This window comes from uncultured Nostoc sp., assembly GCF_964245575.1.
Lineage (GTDB): Bacteria > Cyanobacteriota > Cyanobacteriia > Cyanobacteriales > Nostocaceae > Nostoc.
Map to the genome: position 1 here is coordinate 1 of NZ_CAXTNP010000202.1, position 5,126 is coordinate 5,126.

Genomic DNA, 5,126 nt, shown 5'->3' on the forward strand with positions numbered 1-5,126 from the left:
CCCCACTCCCCGCCCACGTAGATAATTTCAAAAATCAAATACGATTCCTATATAAATACTTATAAATTTACTTGGTGAGCATTGTTCACACTACAGCTATTGATAATGGTAAAATATTTGAGTTTTAAGAAATTTTAAATATCAGTTTTAAGCATCTACAAATTCATAGCAAATTCATAATAAATACACAACAACTCCACAAGCAAATGCAATAGTAATGTTTATTCGCTAGCCGGCTCAGTTATCAAGGTTCGCTTGAGCTGATGTGTCCAATTTTATTAAATGATTGAGGAGTTTTTCAAAATGGCCATTAATTCTATAAAGCGCTTCTCTGTCTTTTCTGCTATCTTCACTTTTGCTACCATCTTACACGGAAGTGTCTTGGCACAACCAGTTTCAAATACCACCACTACACCACCAGTCTTAAAAACTCAGACTAGTCCTGCATCACACCAAAAAATCCAACTCACAAAACAACAGCGCCTACAAATCCAATTGGCTCGTCAGCAAAGAGATAAGGATATTCAGGCTCTATTAAACCCGTCCCAAACTACTAAATTTAAGGCAGCACTGCAATCCCGTCAGAGAATCAGAACAGTTTTAACATCTTTGAATCTGAATCAAGATCAACAAAAACAGGTTCAATCAATTTTGCAAACTTATAACCAGCAAGTGAAGAAAATTCTATCTTCACAGGCATCACAACCAACATCAAACTCAGTAGGAATTACTCCACCAACATCACAACCAATTACAAAATAAAAAATTAGTTTGATTTAATTAAGGTTAAGTTTCGGAAGACTGGCGGATTTGATCCAAGCTTCGGTTGAGCCAGTCTTCATACCAATCATAAAAACTTAAAGGCTGCTCCTCATTGCTATTTGGATAAGAATCATCAGCGTTGATGTCATGGAAAGCATGACAAAAGCTCAAAGAAGCAGGATATATCCCATTATCATTAGTACGATCATCTATCCATATTTTTCCTGACTGCTCCCCAGTAACGACTAACATCGCATAAATTCCACAACCATAATTTGTAATGGTAAGAGTACCCTGGATAAATTTATTATCGAAGTAGTCATCATGGTTGGTAACAAAATCTGTATTATTATTAACAATTAAATCCAAATCATTCCATGCTTTTGTGAAAGGAAATGGTTTAGAGAGAATTTCGTAGTTCTCAGGGTATAGTTTTTCTGGGATGACATTTTCAGATTCAATTCCCGATAGTCCAGATAAGCCGTATCCTGGCCCTGCACCACCATTACCAATTTCTAAGAGAAAGTTTCGATATTCACTTGGTAGGGTAATATCGTATCTAAATTCAAACACTTGAATATCTTTTTTACTCAAGCAAGGTTTAAATTGATACTGGTGTGATTCTGAGCCAAAAACCTCAAATGTAGCGTCTAAAATAGCTAATTGAGTTAAGTTTTTCTTTAATTGCAAAACTTTATCCATTATGCGCTCTAGATTTTGATGGTGGCGCTGCCATATTTTAGATATGGGTCGCTTTTTGCGTCTATGCTGATGTTTGAAGCCAGAGGTAGTATTAAGGGAAGAATGAATTAAGCTTTGCTCGTAATGACTCTGGCTGAAACTCCAAACTACAAAAATTCTAGCAATCCTTTTCTCTCCCTCAACTACGAAAGCGCCTTGGAATCTCTAGGCGACGACTACTACGATGAGGTTGCAGCAGAAGAATTTCCTCAACACCTCCTGCGTTGGCGTAACGATGAACTATTACCCCGTTTCGGTCTAGACCCCCAAGTGGTCAAAGACGAAGATTTTATCACAGCCTTTGGCAAATTTCAGGGGCGTAAACCCTTGTTGGCGCTGCGTTACCACGGCTATCAATTTGGTGCATATAACGGACAGTTGGGTGATGGTAGAGGCTTTCTCTACGGGCAAGTACGCGCCAATGATGGCGAATTGTACGATTTTGGCACGAAAGGTTCTGGGAGGACGCCCTACTCCCGTGGTGGCGATGGTATGCTCACGCTCAAAGGTGGGATGCGGGAAGTTCTGGCTGCGGAAGCACTGCACTACTTGGGTGTACGTACCTCGCGCTGTCTGAGCATGATTGAAACAGGTTTACCCCTCTGGCGGGGCGATGAACCTTCGCCTACCCGTTCATCTGTGATGGTCAGGATGAGCAGTTCTCATATTCGGTTTGGCACTTTTGAACGACTGCACTATTTCCAGCGTCCAGATTTAACTAAGAAGTTATTAGACCACGTAATTGAGCAGTATTATCAACACTTAAGTGCTGAACAAGATAAATATGCCCTGTTTTACGCCGAATTAGTGAAACGAGTTGCAGAACTAGTAGCGCAGTGGATGGCGGCTGGCTTTTGTCATGGGGTTCTCAATACTGACAATATGTCGATTACGGGAGAGAGTTTTGATTATGGCCCTTATGGATTTATCCCTACTTATAACCCCTACTTTATAGCTGCATATTTTGACTATTCTGGACGCTACTGTTATAGTCATCAACCAAGTATTTGCCAGTTGAATCTAGAATTGCTCCAGGAACCTTTAAAGGCAATCATTGATAAAGGTGATATGGAAGCTGGATTAGCAATGTTTGATGAGTATTATCAAGCTGAATACAGTTCTTTGATGTTGAAAAAGTTAGGTTTTGAGGATTTGCCACATCCAGAAGCTGGGGAACTGTTGAATCTAACTGTTGAATTTTTGAAAGATAGCCAAGTTGGTTATCACCAATTCTTTTATGAGATGGCTCGGACTTTTTCATCGAAATGGCGAGATGAACCAGGTTTTGTGATGAATAGTTCAGATATTCTGCCAGTACCGGGTGCGTTAGGAGTTTTTGATGATTGGTGTATACTGTATCATAAAATTTTGAATGATTTGGAGAGCGATCGCATTAATGTAATTGGCCAAACTCTAGCTGTTAATAATCCCAAAACGGCATTATTAAGACCTCTGATTGAATCTATTTGGGAACCAATTGCTCAGGAAGATAATTGGCAACCTTTTTATGACTTAATTAAGGCAATTCAGTCTAGGAGATAGTTAGCATTGATGCTTTCCAACTTAGCCCACTAGCTGGTAACGCCAGTCAGCAGACAGGACACGCTATAGTCAATGCCCTAACGCAACTTTGGCAATCCCAGCAGAAAATTACCCAACCTGCGATCACTAGAATTGCCGAGATATCCCAAGCCTGGGTGAGCCGATTTACCCAGCGCTGGGGGGGCTGGGTAACAATGCGAAGCAGGAAAATGTTGTGTTTATCAAGCGCGATTTAAACGGTGAAAAGTCAGGCACACTGGTTTGGGATACCCATAGCCAAGACAATCGTTATACGGAGTATCCCAAAAACAGCGATCGCTCAAAACCAGACCTAAATATTTAGCCACAAATCAGCGTTTTGACCAAATACACATAATTTGATGTTTGTCAATCTATATAAGTGAACCGACGCTCTAGCTTGTTCTACCTAGTAAATTGACAACATTCATTGAGTCTACTTTCTTTGTGCAACTGGCTGCACGCGCAAGCCCTCTGTCTGATCAACCGTAGGAGTCGCAATCAGCGATTCATTTCCTGTCAGACCTGATGTAATTTCTACTTCAGTACCATAATCTCGCCCAACGGCAACTTTTTGATAATGCACTTTATGGTCTTTAGTTACAGTTGCTACCTGCGTACCTCCGCCATTAACGACTAAGACACTATCTGGCACGATAAAAGGAGGATTAGTGCGGTTAATCGCAAATCTGACATTGGCATACATCCCAGGTCGCAGCGTCGCGTCTAAATTCTGCACTTCTAATTGTGTCAGTAAAGTGCGAGTAGTTGGATCTATAGCGTTGCTAGTACGTATTACTTTACCCGTAAACACTCGTTGGGGTAACTCTCTGACTGTAATTTGTGCTGTTTGTCCAGTTTGAAGTGACTGTGATAAACTCTGGGGAACACTCACATTTACGTTTAGATTGTCATAAGCAGCAATAGTATAAAGGCTGGTATTGCTAGTGTTGGTGTTGCTGGTGCTGTTACTGGTGTTGCCATTACCTGCTGAAATTAAAACACCTGTATTGACATTACGTGCAGTAATCACTCCTGCAAAAGGAGCAGTGACTTTCTTGTAAGACTGCAAAACAGTATTACGCTGGAAGTTTGCTTGAATGGCGTAGGCGTTAGCTTGTGCTGCTTTGACGTTAGCAGAGTCAGAATTGATAGTATTTTTTGCTGCCTCAACGTTGGCAAGATTAGCTTGATATGTAGCATATCTTGTATCTGCATCTTGTTGAGGCACTGCACCTTGCTTGACAAGAACACTCCAGCGCTGCCAACTCTGACGTGCGATCAATAGATTAGCCTGGGCTTGCTTCAAATCAGAAACGCCTTTAGCTAAACTAGCACGAGTTTGAGATACATTGGCTTGTGCTTGTGCTACCTCTGCCTTCGCTTGCAAAACTTGCTGATCTATGTCTGGTGAATCAATTTCTGCTAACAACTGACCGGCTTGGACGCGATCGCCAATATCTGCGTACCACCGCTTTAAATACCCAGTACTGCGAGCGTAGATAGTCGTTTGATTCAGGGCTACAACACTGCCAGGTAGTTCCAATTTGGTAGCACCAGTAGCGCGATGGGGAGTGATTACGTTGATAGAAGGTAGGGTGCTTGCTTCTTTGACTGCTGCTTGTAATTCTGACTTTTGGTTTAATCGGGGTAGAATGCCTATGGCCAGTAAGCTACCAAAAAAAACAGCACCAATTACAGCCCAACCAATTGCACCGATGCCGCGCCTGTGTTTTTTAGAAGTCGTTTGTTGTTCAGAATCAGGAGATGGACGATGTTGAGAATCCATAGGTAAACTGTCCTGTATTATCTAAAAAAGCAAAAATTTAGCAGCTAGAGTCATTACCATTATTAGATTTTTTGCAAAAGTGGGATAAGGGGTAAGAGGTAAAGGGGAAAGCGGCTCAGAAAAAACCCTTTCCCTTTAACCTTTTCCCTTTTCCCTACGGTGTACACACAAGTTTTTGACCTGCACCTTTATTGCATTGACCTGCACCTTTGTTGCATTGACCTGCACCTTTATTGCATTGACTTGCACCTTTATTGCATTGACCTGCACCTTT

At 41.3% G+C, this 5,126-nt stretch carries 5 protein-coding genes; 3 read left to right on the forward strand and 2 right to left on the reverse strand.

Annotated features, from left to right (window positions below; genetic code table 11):
• Positions 1-303: 303 nt before the first annotated feature.
• Entirely contained in the window at positions 304-762 is a 459-nt protein-coding gene (locus ACFFAP_RS26360) for a hypothetical protein (protein WP_375513997.1), read from the forward strand.
• 24 nt (positions 763-786) lie between these two features.
• On the opposite strand, the gene ACFFAP_RS26365 is transcribed toward ACFFAP_RS26360, so the two are convergent.
• Entirely contained in the window at positions 787-1,464 is a 678-nt protein-coding gene (locus ACFFAP_RS26365) for an SMI1/KNR4 family protein (protein WP_375513998.1), read from the reverse strand.
• Positions 1,465-1,587: 123 nt separating this feature from the next.
• On the opposite strand from ACFFAP_RS26365, the gene ACFFAP_RS26370 reads away from it, so the two are divergent.
• Entirely contained in the window at positions 1,588-3,045 is a 1,458-nt protein-coding gene (locus ACFFAP_RS26370) for a YdiU family protein (RefSeq protein ID WP_375513999.1), read from the forward strand.
• Positions 3,046-3,259: 214 nt separating this feature from the next.
• Positions 3,260-3,388, forward strand: coding sequence for a hypothetical protein (locus tag ACFFAP_RS26375; RefSeq protein ID WP_375514000.1), 129 nt, complete (start codon positions 3,260-3,262; stop codon positions 3,386-3,388).
• Between the two features lie 111 nt (positions 3,389-3,499).
• Here ACFFAP_RS26375 and ACFFAP_RS26380 read toward each other — a convergent pair whose 3' ends face one another.
• Positions 3,500-4,852: an efflux RND transporter periplasmic adaptor subunit gene (locus ACFFAP_RS26380; RefSeq protein ID WP_375514001.1), complete on the reverse strand. Its 1,353-nt coding sequence runs from the start codon at positions 4,850-4,852 to the stop codon at positions 3,500-3,502.
• Positions 4,853-5,126 lie beyond the last annotated feature (274 nt).